Origin of the sequence: Trinickia violacea (assembly GCF_005280735.1) — a bacterium.
In the GTDB taxonomy this organism is placed as follows: Bacteria; Pseudomonadota; Gammaproteobacteria; order Burkholderiales; family Burkholderiaceae; genus Trinickia_A; species Trinickia_A violacea.
The window spans coordinates 1,169,972-1,187,853 of sequence record NZ_CP040078.1 but is presented as its reverse complement, the minus strand read 5'-3'; the positions used below and the strand labels follow the sequence as shown (position 1 = coordinate 1,187,853).

Below are 17,882 nucleotides of genomic sequence, written 5' to 3'. Positions count from 1 at the left end.
GGCCATTAGACGTCAGTCGCTTAAACTGTCCGTCAGTCATTCAAAGGTCGGCTATGCAATCGAGAACGGCCATTGATGCCGGTGCTTTGAGCCCTCGCATTGGAGTAGTTAGCATCGACGGTGGCAGCTGACGGCGCCACCGCCTGAGACGGAATCGCTACTGCGGCGCCAGCATTCAGGTTGATGGCAACGCCGAGCGCTTTCGAAAGTTCCTCCACCGTCGCGCCCGCTTTCTTCGCCTCACTCGCGCGGAACGCAATGCAGCCATCGCAGCGCGTGGTCACGGGAACGGCGAGAGAAATCAGTCCCTCGTCTTCGCGTCGAGATGGTTCGTCTTCTCTCCAGTTTGACCTGGTGACACGATGCCCTCCATGGTTTCCGGGGCAAGTTTGGAGAATTCGCGGTGCCGAAGCGTGAGTTGCTCGCGATACTGCTCCCATCAAGCGCTGCGAGCACGGACTATTCGGCCGCCACGTGCATCTGGCTCTTCGTAAAGTGGGCGGACGCTTTCTGGAAAAGCCGGCGAGACGCGCGCCGGCTCGCTTGCGGCCTCAGATAAACGCGCTGAACCCAGTGATCGCCTTGCCGACGATCAGGTTCTGCATCTGGTAGGTGCCCTCGTAGGAATAGAGGGCCTCGGCATCAGCAAAGAAACGCCCGACGTTGTGGTCGGCGAGAATGCCGTTGCCGCCCAGCACCTCTCGCGCCCAGGAGACCGTCTCACGCGCCTTGGACGTCGTGAATGCCTTTGAAAGCGCCGCTTGCTGGTCCGTCAGCTTTCCTTCGTCCGCGAGCTGTGCTGTGCGAACCACCATGCACTGGCAGGCCGTGATGTTGGCGAGCATTTTTGCAAGGAGGTCCTGAATGAGCTGGAACGAGGCGATCGGCTTGCCGAACTGCAATCGCTCCTGTGCGTACTTGAGCGCGTGCTCGTAGGCGCCCATCTGGCATCCCGTCGATTCCCATCCCACGTAGTACCGCGTCCCACGCAGCACGCCCGCAGTATCGCGGAAGGACTGGGCGCCCGATGCGAGCCGATTGGCTTCCGGCACTTGGCAGTCCTTCATCGTGATCTGACCGTTTTGAACCACCTTGAGCGCGATCTTGTTTTCCATCTTCTCGACACTGAAGCCGGGCGTGGTCTTGTTTTCGATGATGAAGCCCTTGACCTGATTGTCGTCGACGTCGCGCGCCCAGATGATCGAGATATCGCACCAGGGCGCGTTACCGATCCACCGCTTCTGGCCGTTGAGGACCCAGGTGTCGCCCTCGCGCTTCGCTGTCGTGGTCAGGCCGCCGGCGGCGCCCGAGCCGACCAGCGGCTCGGTCAGGCCGAAGCAGCCGATCTTTTCCATGCGCGCCATCGGCGGCAGCCACTTTTGTTTCTGCTCCTCCGACCCAGCACGCGCGATCGAACCCATCGCCAGGAAGCTGTGGACGCCGAAGAAAGTCGCGATTGAGGCATCGATCCGCGCCATTTCTATCCCAATCAGGCCGACCAGCAATTGACTCCCGCCAGGACAGCCGTATCCCTGAATGCCGAGACCGCCGAGGTTCAGCTCCATGAACGCGGGAAGCAACTCGAACGGGAAAGCGTCTTCGACCCAATACTTGTTGATGATCGGGGCGACTTTGGACTCCATGAGCGTGCGAACCCTCTGAAAAATCGCTCGTTCGTCTGCGTTCAAGGTATCTACGAAGTGATAGAAATCACTGTTCGGCGCCGGAAGCTGCTTCGCGGCGCTCTTGCTTGCTGTGTCTGTGGTAGGCATTTTGCGATTCCTGTCGCTGTGGCTTGAAGGTCGGGGGTGCTCGGTGCCGGAGGCGCGCGATGCTCCCGTGACGTTGCGCGACTGACTACAGTTGATCTGCGCCAGCGTTGGAAGACGTTGCTTCCTGACAGGAACTTTAGGCTGTCAGCGGTGCACGACTCAATTGCGCGATGGTGTAAACGACACCTTCGTATAGGTGGGAAGGAATGTCGTGTCATACCTAACCCAAAGTGCAATTGCGGTCGCTCTGGGCACACCCTAAATTGGTTCGCAGACGGACACCAACGAGGTCGCTCCATGAACCGCAACTTCCGGCAATCAAGGAATGCGCAAGGCGCAAGCGGCAGGGTTGCCTATGCATCGGCGGACGTTGCGCTCTGCAGTTTCAATGATGAACCGGCACTCGGTGCCCACCTGGTCACGCAACGATGCGGCTACGAGCATCATGGCGTTTATGTCGGTCGCGGCAACGTCATTCACTACGCTGGTTTCGCCAAGTCCGCGCATCGCGCCCCGGTCGAAGAAATCCCGCTCGAACAGTTCGCCGACGGTCACGCCATCGCCGTGCGTCCACATCCGTTCCCGAAGTATGCGGGCGTGGAGACCGTCCTGCGCGCCCGCTCGCGCCTCGGCGAAAACCGCTATCGCGTGCTGACAAACAATTGCGAGCACTTCTGCTCATGGTGCCTGCTCGGTGAAAGTCGCAGCGAACAGATTCATGTAGGCCTCACGCATCCGCGCACGGGCATCCACACGTTGTTCTGCCTCGTGAGCACTTTCATCGGCAACCAGATGAAAATTGGCCGCACCGTTGTTAGCGCAGCATGAACAGCGACCCCGCAACTGAAGTTTGAAGCAGGCAGAGACAAAGGAGTGCACCATGCGATTGCTCTCGCTCATGCCGCGCGGCCGCGCACTGAATTGCATCGAGGAGAACCTGGTCGTCGAGCGCCTTGGTGAAAAATTCCGCGGCACCTGCGCGGTTGTAAAAAGCGCATCCGATTCAGGCGAATCTTGCCCGGCGGATTGACGAATCTCCACGCGATACCCTGCGGTGCTGGAGTGCGAGGCCGGCTTACGACGAAACATCTGGACGGACGGGCACCGTGAACTGAAAGAGAGCGCCGCGAGGTACGTTTGCGCTCATCCACAATCGGCCGCCGTGTGCTTCGATGATCGAGTGGCAGATCGACAACCCCATGCCCATCCCGCTAGCCTTCGTTGTGTAAAACGGCTCAAAGAGGCGCTCGGCATTCTCAGGAGCAATCCCCGGCCCCGAATCGCGCACCGACACCAGGACGGCACCCGGCTCATGCATGGCGGTGCTGATCGTCAATTCCCGCGGCCCAACGTCCACCGCGCTCATTGCATCAATGGCATTGATAACAAGGTTCAGCATCACCTGTTGCAGTTGCACGCGGTCGCCTTTGATGAACGGCAAGTCCTCCGAAAACTGCATCCGCACAGAGACGCCGTTCCTGTTCGCTTCGCTCGAGGTGAGCGCCATGACTTCGCGAATCGTCTCGTTGATCTGCAGGCTCTCGCTGCACGTCGGGGCCTTTGTAACAAGGCCATGAATGCGATTTATCACCTCGCCTGCACGCCTGGCATCGCGGACGATACGATCGAATGCCTGACGGACCTCTCCAACATCCGGCGGTTCGCGATCAAGCCAACGCAGGCCCGTCGACGCATTGAGTGTGATCCCCGCGATCGGCTGCTTCATTTCGTGGCCAATCGAGGCCGTGAGCTGCCCCATTGTCGTGACACGGTTTGCATGCGCGAGCTCGAGTTGCATCTGGCGTGCATTCGCTTCTGCCCGTTTGCGCTCGCTCAGATCGAGCACAAACGCGATGCCTTGAGTCCCGCGCGCGTCCAGCGTCGCAACGCCGATCAACACTGGGACGCGACTACCGTCCTTCCTGAAGTATTCTTTCTCATAGGGCTGCAATGTCCCCGTGATCTTGAGTTCCGGCATCCACTCGCTTCTGTTTCGCTCAAGCCACTCCGGTGGCGTCAGGTCGGTCCAGCGCAGACGCCCCGTCAGGAGGTCGTCACGGTCGTAACCGACAATGCGAAGAAACGCGTCATTGGCTTCGAGGATCCGACCATCGAGATTCGCAATGAAGATCCCGACGATGTTGGCGTCGACGAGGCGCCGGATTTTCGCTTCGCGTTCTGCAAGATCGCGGTACAGACGGGCGTTCTCCAGCGTCATCGCGGCCTGCGCAGCCAGTACCTTCAGGACCGCAATCCTTGCCGGGGTAAAGGCACCGGCGGCGAGGCGGTTCTCCAGATAAAGCAGGGCAATCAACCCTCCCTGTTTGACGAGTGGCAGGCAGAGGATCGATCGCGCCTGGATGCGGGCGATGTACTCGTCATCGATGAACGCGCCCCGGGCTGACGCATCATCGAGGATGACGCTCTCCTGTGTACGCGCGCAATACTGGAGAATCGACTCGGGTAGCTCGGCGGCAGCAATCGGTGTCTCGCGGAGCGCGACCGTGACTGAGCCGCCGTCCGTATCGGCCTGCGCCTCGATCCACAGCCCGGCATCTCGCGGAAGCACGAGCAGGCCGCGTTGCGCACCCGCGTGTTCCACTGCGGTCCGCATCAGCGCATTGATGAGGTTGTCGAGCACAATGTCGCCCGACACGATCTGTGAGACGCTCAGCACGGTAGCGAGATCCAGCTGCTCGATGGGCGTTCCGGGTGTGGCCGTCTGGCGCGCATGGTCCGCGTAGGCCTTGAGGTAGGGGAAGCTCTCTTCGAGTTGCCGGGCCTTACCATGCGCACCCCAACGCAGATAAGCGTCATGGGCATCCTGCAGGTAGCCGCGCGCTGCTTTCTCAGAACCTCGCATCGAGAAGAAACGCGCAGCCAGTTCATTGGCAAGCGCCTCGTTGTGAACGAAGCCGTTTGCCTGGGCCGAGCGGATTGCCTGATCGTAGTGGGTCATGGCATCGAGCGCGCGGCCTTCGACCCGGGCGATCTCCGCCCTCACGAGGGCGGCGCGGTTCCCGAAATTTTCCGGGCAAATCCCTGCCCAGATCTCGAGTTGTCTTTGATGGTCAGCAAGCGCCGCTATGTGAACCTCTCGCTCATCAGCCGTTGCCGTATCGAAACAGGCCGCGCGCGACAACGCGCCGTAAAAGTGATATTCAGCGATTTCGAAGGTTGGCGACGTCCAAAGGAGCCGTCGCGCCCGCAATGCGGCATCGAGCGCCGCACCATAGTCGCCGGCGAAGAACCGCGCCTGCAGCTTGCGGATCCAGTACCAGCACTCGGCGATGGCCAGATTCGGGTTCTCCGTGAAGCGGCGTTCGATCTGAAGCTCGTCAAAATTGCCATCGTCATAGCGGCCAAAGGTCGGCGTCAGTCCCCTCAGCGTCCGTACCAGGCCGAGCTGGGCGTTGATGCGGTCAACGGCAGCACCGAATCGTATCTTTTGCGCAAACGCGAGACCCCGTTCGGCTTCGCTTTGCACTTCGTCCAGCGGATCGCCGGCGGCAAGCAGGTTCGTATTCAGGTGGCTACAAGTGTACGCCGCGTAATTCAGGTCCCCGCTTTGGTGGGTCGCTTCAAACGCGCGACGCAACAGTTGGCGGCCAGCCCGGATATGTCGCTTCCACGGCAGGATGCCGAAGGCGATATAGGTCAGGGCCTGGATGCACTTCAGCCCGCGCTGTTCGACGAGCTCGTAGCCGAGCTGGCCGAATCGATATCCAGTCTCGTAGTCGCCGAGGCGCATGCCGGCGATCACGCCGAGCCACGTATAGGCGAGACAGGATGCGTCGGCGTTGCCGTGCTCGAGACTCAGATTGACCATGCGACAGGTGAGCAGCAAAACCAGGTTCGCATCCGTGTACAAGGCAGGCACGCCGAGCTTGGCCAGCACATCGAGAGTCGCGAGGGGTGCCGGGTCGCTCATCAAGGGCAGATCGACAAGTGCCTCAATTGGGCGGTCCCCAAGGGTTGACCAGATCCGCTGATACTCCCGGCGCACTTCCTCTTCCGTCGGATGCGGCGACCAGTCGATGCCCAGACGCCGGAGGCAGTCGAGACCGACGCCGGCCGCGCGGCCGCTCTGATCGCGGGTCACTTGCAGATCCATGTGCAGACATGCGACGCGCGCGGCTTCGACCTCATCTTTCGTGCGGGCTGCCAGTGCCGCCAGACGCTCGTCGGCAGCCGCCAGCGCACCGGTCAGAAATTCACATTCAGCCCGGTGCAACTCAAGCTTGAATATGAGCTCCCGCTGGCGAACCCAGCCGTCGTCGCCCACGAGCGTCACGCCGGCGACCAGATACTTGAGCGCCGACGCGTAAGCGGTCGAAGCCTTGGCACGCTCCCCGGCGATCAGGTTGAACCCGGCGAGCTGATCCCGCTCCGCTTGTGATGTGATGAGGGGGATCGCGCGGTTCAGCTGGTTGACGATCTCGAAGATCGCCTCTTGGCGCTTCCCGGTCGGCGTGTGCTCGGCCAGCAGTCGGCCGATCCGAAGGTGAGTTTCGCCTCGCTGCGCTTCGGCGATCAGCGAATACGCGGCTTCCTGGACGCGATCGTGGGCGAACCGGTAGCCGGCCGCGCGGTGCTCGACCAGTTCCAGCCGGACGGCGGGCCAGAGCGACCCATGAACCAGCTCTTCCGACGTCCCGAGGACCAGTGAGAGCGTCGCCGTCCCGGCGCTATTGCCAAGACATGCCAGTTGCTGCAGCGCATTTTGTGTTTCGACCGGCATGCGCGTGAGTTTCGCGACCATGAGATCGACGACGTTAGCGGTATATCCCTTGGCGTGAATGTGGTCGAGATCCCAGCACCAGCGCGCCGCATCGTGGTCAAAGACGAGCATGCCCTCGTCAGCGAGCGACATCAGGAACTGGATGGCAAAAAACGGATTGCCGCCGGTTTTCTGGTGGACCAGTTGCGCCAGTGGTGCGGCATACTCGGGCTCGCAGTGAAGCGCGTCCGCAAGCAACTGCCGCACATGCGTGCGCTCAAGCGGTGCAAGGGCGATCTCCGTGACCTTGCCGCCCGCGGCCTTGATAGCTTCGAGCTTGTGCCTCAGCGGATGATCGGCTGTCACCTCGTTATCGCGATAGGCACCAATCAGCATGAGGTGCTGCAGATCCGAGCGTGTCAACAGATCCTCGAGCAGATCAAGCGTGGCCGCGTCGAGCCATTGCAGATCGTCGAGAAAGAGCGCCAGTGGATGGTCCGCCCGGGCAAAGACGCCGATAAAACGCTGGAACACCAGCTGGAAACGCCGTTGAGCGTCCTGCGGCGGAAGCTCGGGGACCGGTGGCTGTTCGCCGATGATGAGCCTGAGCTCGGGTACGAGGTCGACCATCAGCCGTGCGTTCGGCCCGAGCGCCTCGACAAAGGCGTCGCGCCAGGCGGATAGCTCAGCGTCGCGCTTGCCGAGCAGCGGTCGCACGAGACTCTGAAACGCCTGAGCGAGCGTCGCATAAGGGATGTCGCGCTTGTACTGGTCAAACTTGCCCGCGGCGAACAGCCCGCGCGGCGGCGCCAGCACTCTGTGCAATTCGTTGACGACCGCGGACTTGCCGATGCCCGAATAGCCGGAGACCAGCACCAGTTCCGGCGCGCCGCTTTTGACGATGCGATCGAAGGAGGCCAGCAAGGTCTCGACCTCGCCCTCGCGCCCGTAGAGCCTTTCCGGGATGAGCAGCCGATCGGGCGTGTCCTGCTGACCGGGTGCAAAGTCGTCGATGTCACCGTGGGTTTCCCACTCGGCGAGGCAGCGCCGCAGATCGCGCTCGACGCCGCCGGCGGTCTGGTAGCGCTCCTCGGCCGTTTTGGCCATCAGCTTCATGACGATGGCCGACAGCGCGGCGGGGATGCCCTCCAGCCGCTCGCTGGGCGGCACGGGCTTTCGCGCGATATGGCAGTGCACCCACTCCATCGGATCGGCCGCGGTGAACGGCAGCGCACCGGTGAGCATCTGGTAGAGCGTGACACCAAGCGCATACAGATCGCTGCGGGCGTCGATCGAGCGGTTCATGCGCCCGGTCTGTTCCGGGGCCATGTAGGCAAGCGTGCCGGCGAGGGTCTCTGGCGGCTCGGGCGCCTGTCGCTCGCGTCGCAGCCGCGAGGCAATGCCGAAGCCGGTCAGCCGCGGCTGTCCGTCCGTGCAGTTCACGAGGATATGGGCAGGCTTGAGGTCCTTATGGACGAGGCCGCGCTGGTGAAGCTTGCCCAGTGCCGCGGCGACGCCGACGGCGAGGCGCACCGCACTGCCCACCGCCATGGGCGCGCCGATCAGCCGCTCGAGCGGCTCACCGCCCGGATCCTCAAGCACCAGCGTCACACCGCCTTCGCGCACCAGCTCCAGCGGCCGCACCGCCCACGCACCGTCAAGTTCGCCCTTCAGCTCGAATTCGTGAGCGAGCCGGTCAAGACTGGCAGGGCAAGGCTGCTTGACGGCGGCCCGTGCAATGAGTCGCGTTTCGTCGCCGCCATCGGCCGTCCGTCGTGCTCGGCTGAAGACGCGCTCGCCATCCTCCCACAGGGTCTGGAGGTCGTTGCACATCTCGCCGTAAACATGGGTAGCCATTTGCCGCCCCCTACCGTCTCGCCAGAATACACCTGACGACTCATGAAGACGGAGCCCGCTCCTTGACGTGAAACAGGTCCGGCCCACGCGGAGCGCTTGCGCGGCACGATTCGCGTCCCGCGGCCAGCTAACCTTGGCCGGTGACCGTTGAGTTTCGCGAGAAATTGCAGGGAGTCTTTACGAGCAGGTGTCAGTTTTGCACTGAAAAGCGGCCATAGTCGAGAAGCTTGGCCCAGCGGCTGCTTCGGGTCGGACTGAGACAGCCTCGGGCCGCGCACTCTCGGATTGAACGCCGCCCGCCCAAAACTTTTCAACAAGTGTGTCAGCAGTTTTTCACTTACCTGGCGCAGTTTTCACTTTCTGTGGCACCCGAGACCTGGCGAATCAGGAATCGTCGCCGCCGCGATACGCCGCTTCATTGCCTGCCTCATCGAGGATCCAGTTACGGAACACCTGCATCGCAGGCGACATGCGCCGCGATTTCAGCCAGGTGAGCCAGTAGCTGCCGGTTTTCACCTCGGTATCGAACGGGCAGGCAAGCAATCCGGTTTGCAATTCGCGGACGAACATCCGCGGCGGCGCCAAAGCGATGCCCGCGCTCTGAACGGCGGCTTCCACCATCAGCCGCGACGAATCGAACACCGGGCCGTTGACCGGCCACGGTTCGAGTCCGGCCGCCTCGAACCACTTGTCCCATTCGTCCGCGCGATACGAGCGCAATAGGATTTCCCTCGCCAGATCGGACGGCACGGCAAGCCGCTTCGCAATGCGCGGCGTGCACAGCACGTTTAGCGGCGCATCGAGCAGCAGCACGTTGTGCGTCGCGGGCCAGACTCCGTCGCCGAAGCGAATCGCCACGTCGAGCCCCTCCGCCGCGAGATCGACGAGGTTGTTGTTGGTGAGCAGCCTCAATTCGACGAACGGATGCTGCTCGCGGAAGCGCTTGAGCCTCGGCATCAGCCAGCCGACCGCAAAGGTGCCGACGACGCCCACCGTGAGCACTTCATGAAAATGGCCGCCCTCGAATTGCTTGAGCACGTTTTCGATGCGGCCGAATGCGTCGGTCAGGACCGGCAGCAAAGCGCGCCCTTCGTCCGTGATGGCCAACCCGCGCGGCAACCGCTTGAAGAGCGTCGCGCCGAGCCGGTCCTCGAGCGAACGAACCTGCTGGCTGACCGCCGCCTGCGTCACGTTCAATTCGAGCGCGGCGCGCGTGAAGCTCAGATGCCGCGCGGACGATTCGAAAGCGCGCAGCGCGTTAAGCGGTAGACGGGGACGCATGGATAATCGGCCATAAGATTTTCTTTGACGCTGGCCGGATTATCCTTGTTTTCATTTGCGTGCGGCACGCAAATCAAGCCGCGCGCGGCCCCGCAATCGTGCTGACCAGGTGCGCGGCAAGCCCCGTTCTTCCCCCCAAAGGGACTTCCTTCGGGGCGCAGGGCGGGGAAGGATAGCGCGGACGCCGTAGGCGTCCTTCAGGCGGTCAGTGCGGTGTTTGCTGTTGCTCAATGTATTGGCGGATGAGTTCGATGGGCGCACCGCCGCAGCTTCCGGCGAAGTAGGACGGGGACCACAGTGCGCCACCCCACAGCTTCCTGCGAATGCTCGGATAGCTTTTCTTACGGATCATCCGGCTGGATACGCCTTTCAGGCTGTTCACCAGCGTCGAGACGGCCACCTTCGGCGGGTAGTTCACCAACAGGTGAACGTGATCGTCCTCACCGTCGAATTCCACAAGCTCCGCCTCAAAGTCAGAGCAGACGCTGGCGAAGATGTCGCGCAAGTCGTCGATGATTTCCTTGGTGAACACCTCGCGGCGGTATTTGGTTACGAAGACCAAGTGAACATGCATCAGGAAGACGCAATGTCTACCGTGCCGGATGTCGTTGTCGTTGCCCATAGACCAAACTATACTGTTTCGATGCAGCGTCTCCAAGCCTTCAAATACGAACTGATGCCGACCGGCGAGCAGCAGCGCGACATGCGCCGCTTCGCCGGGTCGTGCCGGTTTGTCTACAACAAGGCGCTGGCGTTGCAGAAGGCGCGCTATGAGCGTGGTGAGAAGAAGCTCGGTTACGCCGGACTGTGCAAGCAACTCACGGCGTGGCGCAACGGCACCGAAACACCGTGGCTTGCCGACGCGCCGACACATCCGCTGCAACAAGCGATGAAGGATCTGGAGCGGGCCTACACCCACTTCTTCGCCAAGCGCGCCGGCTTTCCTCGGTTCAAGAAGAAGGGGCAAAGCGACAGCTTCCGCTATCCCGACCCGAAGCAGATCAAGCTGGATCAACCCAACCGCCGCATCTTCCTGCCCAAGCTGGGCTGGCTGCGCTACCGCCATAGTCGGGACGTGCTGGGCGCGGTAAAGAACGTCACGGTTAGCCTGTCGTGCGGCAAGTGGTTCATCAGCGTCCAGACTGAGCGCGAGGTCGAGAAGGCCGTCCCGAACGGCGAGGCGGTCGGCATCGACATGGGTGTAACGCGGTTCGCCACGCTGTCGGATGGCACGTTCTACGCACCGCTGAACAGCTTCAAACGGCAAGAAGCCGCTCTGCGCAAAGCGCAGCAGGCGATGAGCCGCAAGACCAAGTTCAGCCATAACTGGAAGAAGGCGAAAGCCCGCGTCCAGCGCCTCCACGGCCGTATCGGCAACGCCCGCCGCGACTACCTGCACAAGAGCTCAACCGCGATCAGCCAAAACCACGCGATGGTGTGTATTGAGGACTTGCAGGTGCGGAACATGTCCAAGTCGGCAGCGGGCAATACCGAAGCGCCTGGGAAGAAGGTTCGGGCTAAATCCGGCCTGAACAAGTCGATTCTCGATCAAGGTTGGTTCGAGTTCCGGCGTCAGCTCGATTACAAGCTGGCGTGGCGTGGCGGCTATCTCATCGCCGTGCCGCCGCAAAACACGAGCCGCACCTGCCCGTGCTGCGGCCATGTGTCGAAGGACAACCGCAAGACGCAGGCGCTGTTCGCGTGCGTCGAGTGTGGTTACGAGGAAAACGCCGATGTGGTCGGCGCAATCAATGTCTTAAGGGCGGGGCACGCCCAGTTCGCCTGTGAAGTGAGCGGCGCAGTCATGCCGCCAGCAGCAGGACCCCACCGAAGCGACTCATCGCGGCTCGATGCCGAAATGAACGCCGTAGGAATCCTCCGGCTTTAGGCGGGGGAGGATGTCAAGAAAGGTTTCCTTTCTGCAGCACGATTGCGGCGATTGCAGCCGGTGCTAGTTTCGCCCGCTCCTTGGCGTCGCCGCAAAGCCATAGGATTCCAGCATCTCGACACTCAAGCGCGCCACCTCCGGCTCCGTTTCGCAGCGCGCAGAGATATCCTTGGAATACGCCTTGAAGCTCGGCAACTCCGTGATGACGGCGGAATCATCCGCGGCCATGTTCACGAAGATGTGGACGAACTCGAGACCGTTTCTGAACACGGCATAGGCGGCGCCCTCGGGCTTGGCTTCCCGCAGCTCGGTAAACACGGCCCGCGCCAGCACCTCGTTTTCGGCGGCGCATTCCGGCTTGACGGTATAGCGAACAAAGACAGCTCGTTGCATGACGTTTTCCTTTCAAGGGACTCGGCACGAAAGTGTGTCGATAACGCCAAAGACGACGCGCGCGACGCAAAGGATTCGCGGAAAAAATATTTGTTCGCCGGCGAATCCTTTGTGTAGACCCAAACGTCTACCGTTATTGGCCTCTTGAAAAAAGGAGACTTGCGCCTTGGATTCGGACGGGTTGGCACAATTGATGGCGGACCTGCGCCCGCGCCTGCATCGCTACTGCACGCGCATGGTCGGCTCGGCGTTCGACGGCGAGGACGTCGTGCAGGACGCACTCGCGAGTGCGATTCAGGCGTTTCCAGCCGCCGGCGAGATTCAGCATCCGGAAAGCTGGTTGCTGCGCATCGCCCATAACGCGGCGCTCGACGCGCTGCGCCGCCGCAAACGCCAAGGCGTGACCGACTCGGACGAGGCGCTGTCGAATCTGGCCGATCCCAGCGCGCACGCCGATGCGCGCGTCGCGGCCGCGGCGAGTCTCGCGAACTTTCTGTATCTGTCGACGATCCAGCGCTCGACCGTCGTGCTCGCGGACGTGCTCGGCTATTCGCTCGACGAAACGGCGGACATCCTCGGCGTCAGTCTTGCGGCCGTGAAGTCGGCGCTGCACCGCGGCCGTGTCCGGCTCCAGGAACTCGTCGATACGCCGGACCATTCGATGCCGAGCCTGTCCGAAGACGATCGCGAACGGCTCACTCGCTACGCCGATCGATTCAACGCTCGCGACTTCGATGCGCTGCGCGACCTGCTCTCCGAGGAAGTGCGGCTCGACTTGGTCAACCGGATTCGACTCGCCGGACGCAAGGACGTCTCGATCTACTTCACGCGCTACGAGCAGAACCTCGATTGCCGGCTCGCCGTGGGTTGGGCGGAGGGACGCCCCGCACTGCTCGCGAGCGATCCGAACGTGGCGGCCCGCTATGTGATCCTGCTCGACTGGGACGGCGATCGCATCGCCGCCATTCGCGACTTCCGATACGCGCCTTACGTGGCGGAGAGCCTGGACGTGCGAAGCCTGTGACTCGCCGCCTCGATCTCGCGACGGATCATCGCCCGCGCCGCCGTTCCTGAACGTCAGGCTGAACCAGGGGCGCATCGGCAAACAGGAAGACGCAAGAGAACCGTCGAAAGTTTTTCGGCACCGTGTCGATTTCGTCCAGCCTCGTTCGTCGTTGGATAAAGCGGCGATCCCGCGCTAGCGTGATTGTTCGATCGCCATCCCTATCCGCCCAAGGAGACTAGCGATGCCCCTGAAACTCTACGCCCACCCGTTTTCCGCTTACTGTCAAAAAGTCCTGATCGCGCTCTACGAAAACAGCACGCCGTTCGAATACCGCAAGCTGACGCACGACGACCCGCAGTTGATGGCCGAGTTCGCGGCGCTCTGGCCGATCAAACGCTTCCCGATGCTCGTCGACGAAGGGCGAACGATCCGCGAGTCGACCATCATCATCGAGTACCTTGGCCTTCACTATCCCGGGCCGGTGGCGCTGCTGCCAACCGATCCGCGCGAAGCGCTCGAAGCCCGCTTCATGGACCGCTTCTTCGACAACTACATCTCGACGCCGGTGCAAAAGATCGTCTTCGACGCGATGCGTCCGGAGGCGGAGCGCGATGCACGCGGCGTCGCCGAGGCACGCGCGATGCTCGACACCGCCTACGCCTGGTTCGACAACGTCATCGCAAACCGCGAGTGGGCCGCAGGCGACCGCTTCGGTCTCGCCGACTGCAGCGCCGCGCCGTCTCTGTTCTACGCGGATTGGACGCATCGCATCGGCAGCGATTTCCGTCATGTCATCGCGTACCGGCAACGGCTGTTGAAGCGGCCTTCGTTCGCCCGCGCTGTCGACGAAGGGCGGCCCTACCGCTCGTTCTTTCCGCTCGGCGCGCCCGATCGCGATTGATCGGGACATGCCAACAAAAAACGCGAATAAAGCCAGCAGGCCCTATTCCGGCTGGTCCGCAAACGCGTCCTCATACGCCGGAACCCGCGGGGGCAGCGACAGCGGTTCCGGCATACCGACGCCGTACCCCTGCACATAGTCGACGTCCATCTCGCTCAGGCATTCGATGATCGCGTCGTTCTCGACGAACTCCGCGATCGTCTGTTTGCCGGTCGCATGGGCGACCTGATTGATCGATTGCACGATCGCGCGATCGAGCGCGCTGTTGACGATGCCGCGAATAAAGCTGCCGTCGATCTTCAAGTAATCGACGTGCAGATGCTTCAAGTAGTTGAACGACGACATGCCCGCGCCGAAGTCGTCGAGTGCGAAGCGGCACCCCAATTCTCGCAGGCTGTTGATCAACGCCATGCCCTTCTGCAAGTTCGTGATCGCGGCGGTCTCCGTGATTTCGAAGCACACCTGTCCCAACGAAATGCCGTGCCGCTGCTGCTGCTCGACGATGTAGTCGAGCAGACGCTCGTCGCCCAGCGAAGCCCCCGACAAATTGATCGACCACGTGCCGACCTCGTCCGCACTGTCGGCGATCGCTGAGAACGCACGCGCGATGACCCAGCGGTCGATCGCGGGCATCAGGTTGAAGCGCTCGGCCGCGCCGATGAAGAACGATGGCGGCACGAGCGCGCCGGCTTCGTCCCTCATGCGCAGCAGCAGCTCGACGTGCGCGCCGCGCTGCGCGTTCTCCCTGCCCTTCTTCCGGCTGCTTTTCAACGGTGCGATCTTCTGCGTATAGAGACAGAAGCGATCCTGCTCGAGCGCCGTCTTCACACGCGACACCCACTCCATCTGCCTATGCGTCGCCGACAATTCCTGATCGTCGAAGCGGAAGTGGTGCACGCGATTGCGGCCCTTTTCCTTCGCCATATAGCAGGCGACGTCCGCCGCTTTCATGACTTCCTTCGACGACGTCAGGTTCGCGCCGACGCCCACCACCCCGATGCTCACGCCCGTCGTCAGCACGCGCTCGACCCACGGCAGATGGATGTCCGCCACGGCCTGGCGCAGGTTGTCCGCGATCTGCAGCGCTTTCGCGATCGTGCAATGCGGCAGCACGATGCCGAACTCGTCGCCGCCGAGGCGCGCGAGGATGTCGCTCGAGCGCAGGCACGATTTGAGCGTCGCGCCGACGTGCTTGATCAGCTCATCGCCCGCCGCGTGACCGCTCGTGTCGTTGACGACCTTGAACTGGTCGAGATCGAGGAACATCACCGCGTGCTCGGCGTGCCCGCCCGCGCCGGGTTCGAGCAAGCGGCTCAGCCTGCGCTCGAATTCGCGGCGGTTGAACAAGTCGGTCAGTTCGTCGTGCGTCGCCTGGTACGCGAGCTCGGCGGCGTGCTTGCGCTCCGCGCTGACGTCGTGCAGCACCATCACCGTGCCGAGCGCATGGCCTTCGGCATCGCGCATCGTCGCCACCGAGTAGTCGACCGCGAGCGTGTGGCCGTCGGGACGCACGATGCAGAGATTGCGCGGCAACTCGGTATCGGGTGCGTCTTCTCGCGGCCGCAGACGGTCGATGCCGGTCGGAACGCACTCGCACGTCGCACCGTCGGCGAGTGCGCAGACCGAGTCGAACGTCTTCATCCACATGTCCGCCGCCGTGCGGCCGAGCATGCGTTCGGCGACCTTGTTGCAATAGGTGACGCGGCCCTGGTCGTCGGTTCGCACAACCGCATCGCCGATCGACGCCAGCGTCACCTCGGCGAGCTCCCGCTCGCTTTGAGCGTCGGCCTCGGCGCGCCTGCGATCCGAGACGTCGAAGAGACACCCCACCATCCGCACCGCGCGGCCTTCCGCGTTGCGCAACGCCTTGCCGCGCGAGCGGACCCACAGGTAGTCCCCGTGTCCCATCTTGAGCCGGAACTCGACGTCGTAAGGCGCATTCCTCGCCAGGTGATAGCGCATCGCATGGCGAACCCGCGAGCGGTCGTCGGGATGCACGAGCGACACGAACGCCGACGTGTGAATCGACAAATCCGCCGCGCTATACCCAAGCTGCTCGTAGAGCCAGCGCGAGTGATAGATGCGGTCGCGTTCGACATCCCAGTCCCACAACCCCGCGCTGATGCCTTCGAAGCCGAGGTTCAGGCGCTCCTCGCTCTGGCGCAGCTGGGCGTTCAGGCGTTCGCTGCGCGAAAACGAGCGCCAGATGACCATCGTGAAGACGCCGAGCAGCAGCAGCGCCGACGTCGTGAGCGTGAGGATCAGCGCGTCTCTCGTTTGATGCGCGACTTCGTCGAGCGAGCGCGAGAAACCGTCTTCGATCGGCGCGAGATGATCGTCGATGTGCTGCACTTCCGAAACGAGCCGGAACGCTTCGAGTTCGTTGCTCTTTCCGCTCGTCACCAGCGCGTGAAGCTGGTTGCCGATGTCGCGCAGCCTGAGCAGGTAGATATCGCCGATGTCCCAGTAGTCGGCCGCGCGGCGGAACCACGGCGTGGTCTTGAAGTTGCGGTACAGCCAGATCATGCCGTCGATGTCCTGCGGCTCGATCTTTCCGTTCAGAAAGGCGTCCGTAATGACTTCACGGTCCGGGTCCGCTTTGTTCATCTCGAGCTTGGCGGTCCGGTCCGCGAGCGGCACGGCAATTCTGGCCTCGAACTCCTGGTAGTCCGCTTCTGCGCCGGTGCTGGCGAAGCGCTCGAGCGCGTGCACGGCGTCTTTCTGGCCTTTCGACCAATTGCTCTCGCCCGCGACGTAGCCGAGAAAAATCGACATCACGGCGATGCTCAACGACGCAAACGCCGTAATCACAATGGCGACAAGCCATAGCGGAAAGAGTGCGGCAGCAGTGCGCCTCGCGCCGACGGCCCTGGTCTCGCGGGTGGTCGACCCTCGTCCTGGTGGTCTCATGACTGGTTCAGTGCGCTTTCTTATGTGGAAGGCCTGAACGGGATTACGACGATGGCGGCACAGACTTTACATAGGACTTTCCCGTTATGAATTCGATTTCATAGCGCCATTTTTTCAGCCGTCGCTGAGATCCCGCTTGGCTCGCCGCTTGGGCTTGCCGCGCGGCGGCGCGTCTTGCGCCGCCATGCGCTGCCGCGCCACGGCACGCACCGCCTCGATCAGCGTGCGCGCGACGGGCGTGGGCTCCGAATCGGTCCGCCGGATCAGACCGACCGGTTCTTCGGTGCCCGCGTAGGGCAGCGGCAAGCGGACCAGCGCGCCGTCGTCGAGATCGCGCTCGACCGCCGACAGCGGCACGAACCACAGCGCGTCGTTTTCGAGCGCGAGCGCGCGCCCCACCGACACCGACAGCACCTCGACAAACGACGCGAGCGGCGCCGCGCCGCTCATCGTCAGCAGGCTCTCCGCCGATTGCCGGATCAGCGTGCCGAACGGCGGCAGCACCACGGGAAAGTGCTCGGAGAGCGCGGCCGGCAGCGCTGCGGGCGACGCGGCACTCGCGGCAAGCGGATGACCGGCGCGCACGACCACGGCCAACGGTTCGTTGAACAATTGCTCGAAGTTCAAGCCGATCATCTTTTCCGGGTCCGCGAGGCGCCCGATCGCGAACTCGATCGTCCCCGCCTTCAAGCGTTCGAGCAGCTCAGCGTTCGACGACGTGACGAGCCGCACGACCACCTGCGGCCAATCCTTGGCGAAGCGCGCAAGCACCGGCGGCACGAGCGCGGGCGCGATAGTCGGCAGCATGCCGATCTCGAGCGACGCCGGCGCGCCGCCGCCCTCGCGCGTGAGCAGATCGACGCCCTGGCGCAGCGCGCTCACACAGGCGCTCGCGTGGGGCACGAAGAGCTGCCCCTCGCGCGTGATCGCCGCGCCGTGGCGCCCGCGTTCGAAGAGCTTCACGCCGAGGATCTCCTCCAGCTCGGCGACCGTCTTCGATACGGCCGGCTGCGTGATCGACAAACTCTCCGCAGCCTTCTGCACGCCGCCGAACTGCGCGACGGCCAGGAAGCACTGGAGATGCCGGAATTTGACGCGGCCATCCGCGAGGCGACGTTGCATAACCATCCGTTATACGAAGCGCGAAAAAAGGT

At 62.9% G+C, this 17,882-nt stretch carries 12 protein-coding genes and 1 pseudogene; 5 read left to right on the top strand and 8 right to left on the bottom strand.

Going from position 1 to position 17,882, the window contains the following annotated elements:
- Positions 1 to 137: 137 nt before the first annotated feature.
- Positions 138 to 439: pseudogene (locus FAZ95_RS40240) on the bottom strand (carboxymuconolactone decarboxylase family protein); the annotation flags it as partial.
- Between the two features lie 112 nt (positions 440 to 551).
- Positions 552 to 1,772, bottom strand: a complete 1,221-nt coding sequence (locus FAZ95_RS27400) for an acyl-CoA dehydrogenase family protein (RefSeq protein ID WP_137335616.1) — start codon at positions 1,770 to 1,772, stop codon at positions 552 to 554.
- 297 nt (positions 1,773 to 2,069) lie between these two features.
- Between FAZ95_RS27400 and FAZ95_RS27395 the strand changes: the two genes are divergently transcribed.
- Entirely contained in the window at positions 2,070 to 2,600 is a 531-nt protein-coding gene (locus FAZ95_RS27395) for a lecithin retinol acyltransferase family protein (protein WP_137335615.1), read from the top strand.
- A 52-nt stretch (positions 2,601 to 2,652) separates the two neighbouring features.
- A complete protein-coding gene (locus FAZ95_RS39550) occupies positions 2,653 to 2,802 on the top strand; it encodes a hypothetical protein (RefSeq protein WP_175425780.1) in 150 nt (49 codons plus the stop codon).
- 45 nt (positions 2,803 to 2,847) lie between these two features.
- On the opposite strand, the gene FAZ95_RS27390 is transcribed toward FAZ95_RS39550, so the two are convergent.
- The 3 genes from FAZ95_RS27390 to tnpA all read right to left on the bottom strand — a co-directional run bounded on the left by FAZ95_RS27390 (position 2,848) and on the right by tnpA (position 10,252).
- Positions 2,848 to 8,349, bottom strand: coding sequence for a trifunctional serine/threonine-protein kinase/ATP-binding protein/sensor histidine kinase (locus FAZ95_RS27390; protein WP_137335614.1), 5,502 nt, complete (start codon positions 8,347 to 8,349; stop codon positions 2,848 to 2,850).
- A gap of 384 nt (positions 8,350 to 8,733) precedes the next feature.
- Positions 8,734 to 9,630, bottom strand: coding sequence for a LysR substrate-binding domain-containing protein (locus tag FAZ95_RS27385; protein ID WP_137335613.1), 897 nt, complete (start codon positions 9,628 to 9,630; stop codon positions 8,734 to 8,736).
- 205 nt (positions 9,631 to 9,835) lie between these two features.
- Positions 9,836 to 10,252 carry an IS200/IS605 family transposase gene (gene tnpA, locus FAZ95_RS27380; RefSeq protein ID WP_137335612.1) on the bottom strand — a complete coding sequence of 139 codons (417 nt, stop codon included), beginning with the start codon at positions 10,250 to 10,252 and terminating at the stop codon, positions 9,836 to 9,838.
- 21 nt (positions 10,253 to 10,273) lie between these two features.
- Between tnpA and FAZ95_RS27375 the strand changes: the two genes are divergently transcribed.
- Positions 10,274 to 11,518: an RNA-guided endonuclease InsQ/TnpB family protein gene (locus FAZ95_RS27375; protein WP_137337621.1), complete on the top strand. Its 1,245-nt coding sequence runs from the start codon at positions 10,274 to 10,276 to the stop codon at positions 11,516 to 11,518.
- 63 nt (positions 11,519 to 11,581) lie between these two features.
- Here FAZ95_RS27375 and FAZ95_RS27370 read toward each other — a convergent pair whose 3' ends face one another.
- Complete coding sequence (locus tag FAZ95_RS27370; RefSeq protein WP_137335611.1) at positions 11,582 to 11,911, bottom strand: hypothetical protein; 330 nt, start codon at positions 11,909 to 11,911, stop codon at positions 11,582 to 11,584.
- Positions 11,912 to 12,077: 166 nt separating this feature from the next.
- Here FAZ95_RS27370 and FAZ95_RS27365 point away from each other — a divergent pair, with 166 nt between their 5' ends.
- Together FAZ95_RS27365 and FAZ95_RS27360 are read left to right on the top strand one after the other, a co-directional pair.
- Positions 12,078 to 12,935 (top strand): sigma-70 family RNA polymerase sigma factor, encoded by an 858-nt coding sequence (locus tag FAZ95_RS27365; RefSeq protein WP_254700308.1) that lies wholly within the window; start codon positions 12,078 to 12,080, stop codon positions 12,933 to 12,935.
- A gap of 223 nt (positions 12,936 to 13,158) precedes the next feature.
- Positions 13,159 to 13,818 carry a glutathione S-transferase family protein gene (locus tag FAZ95_RS27360; RefSeq protein WP_137335610.1) on the top strand — a complete coding sequence of 220 codons (660 nt, stop codon included), beginning with the start codon at positions 13,159 to 13,161 and terminating at the stop codon, positions 13,816 to 13,818.
- Positions 13,819 to 13,860: 42 nt separating this feature from the next.
- On the opposite strand, the gene FAZ95_RS27355 is transcribed toward FAZ95_RS27360, so the two are convergent.
- Positions 13,861 to 16,728: an EAL domain-containing protein gene (locus FAZ95_RS27355; RefSeq protein ID WP_137335609.1), complete on the bottom strand. Its 2,868-nt coding sequence runs from the start codon at positions 16,726 to 16,728 to the stop codon at positions 13,861 to 13,863.
- A 114-nt stretch (positions 16,729 to 16,842) separates the two neighbouring features.
- Entirely contained in the window at positions 16,843 to 17,850 is a 1,008-nt protein-coding gene (gene pcaQ / locus FAZ95_RS27350; protein WP_137335608.1) for a pca operon transcription factor PcaQ, read from the bottom strand.
- Positions 17,851 to 17,882: the final 32 nt, after the last annotated feature.

Bases quoted from the DNA above. Each gene is read 5' to 3' on its own strand.
- FAZ95_RS27400 (WP_137335616.1), bottom strand. From the start codon at position 1,772: ATGCCTACCACAGACACAGCAAGCAAGAGCGCCGCGAAGCAGCTTCCG.
- FAZ95_RS27395 (WP_137335615.1), top strand. From the start codon at position 2,070: ATGAACCGCAACTTCCGGCAATCAAGGAATGCGCAAGGCGCAAGCGGC.
- FAZ95_RS39550 (WP_175425780.1), top strand. From the start codon at position 2,653: ATGCGATTGCTCTCGCTCATGCCGCGCGGCCGCGCACTGAATTGCATC.
- FAZ95_RS27390 (WP_137335614.1), bottom strand. From the start codon at position 8,349: ATGGCTACCCATGTTTACGGCGAGATGTGCAACGACCTCCAGACCCTG.
- FAZ95_RS27385 (WP_137335613.1), bottom strand. From the start codon at position 9,630: ATGCGTCCCCGTCTACCGCTTAACGCGCTGCGCGCTTTCGAATCGTCC.
- tnpA (WP_137335612.1), bottom strand. From the start codon at position 10,252: ATGGGCAACGACAACGACATCCGGCACGGTAGACATTGCGTCTTCCTG.
- FAZ95_RS27375 (WP_137337621.1), top strand. From the start codon at position 10,274: ATGCAGCGTCTCCAAGCCTTCAAATACGAACTGATGCCGACCGGCGAG.
- FAZ95_RS27370 (WP_137335611.1), bottom strand. From the start codon at position 11,911: ATGCAACGAGCTGTCTTTGTTCGCTATACCGTCAAGCCGGAATGCGCC.
- FAZ95_RS27360 (WP_137335610.1), top strand. From the start codon at position 13,159: ATGCCCCTGAAACTCTACGCCCACCCGTTTTCCGCTTACTGTCAAAAA.
- FAZ95_RS27355 (WP_137335609.1), bottom strand. From the start codon at position 16,728: ATGAGACCACCAGGACGAGGGTCGACCACCCGCGAGACCAGGGCCGTC.
- pcaQ (WP_137335608.1), bottom strand. From the start codon at position 17,850: ATGCAACGTCGCCTCGCGGATGGCCGCGTCAAATTCCGGCATCTCCAG.